The sequence below is a fragment of the Streptomyces sp. NRRL S-87 genome (assembly GCF_000719335.1).
Lineage (GTDB): Bacteria > Actinomycetota > Actinomycetes > Streptomycetales > Streptomycetaceae > Streptomyces.
Genome location: NZ_JOGB01000194.1, coordinates 1 through 400 on the forward strand (window position 1 = coordinate 1; position 400 = coordinate 400).

General features: G+C 68.0%; 1 protein-coding gene. It reads left to right on the forward strand.

Going from position 1 to position 400, the window contains the following annotated elements:
* Positions 1-400, forward strand: a 400-nt coding sequence (locus tag IF43_RS37535; protein ID WP_037891721.1) for a BMP family protein, incomplete at both ends; no start/stop codon positions are given.

The following is a 400-nucleotide window of genomic DNA, read 5'->3' on the forward strand; positions in this document are numbered from 1 at the left end:
GCCGTGGCGACAACTCGTTCAACGACTCCGCCGCCCGTGGTCTGGACAAGGCCAAGGCCGAGTTCGACGCCGAGACCAAGGAGCTCACCGCCAAGAGCGGCGAGACCCCGGCCGACCGTGAGCAGCGTCTGGCGTCGCTCGCCGAGGGCGGCTACAACCCGGTGATCGGTGTCGGCTTCGCCTACCAGGCCGCGATCGACAAGGTCGCCAAGTCGCACCCCGACACCACCTTCGGCCTGATCGACTCGGTCTCCGAGGCCAAGAACGTGGCCTCCATCGTCTTCACCGAGGAGCAGGGCTCGTACCTCGCCGGTGTCGCGGCGGCGCTGAAGTCCAAGGACGGCCAGGTCGGCTTCATCGGCGGCGTCGACCTTCCGCTGATCAAGAAGTTCGCGGCCGG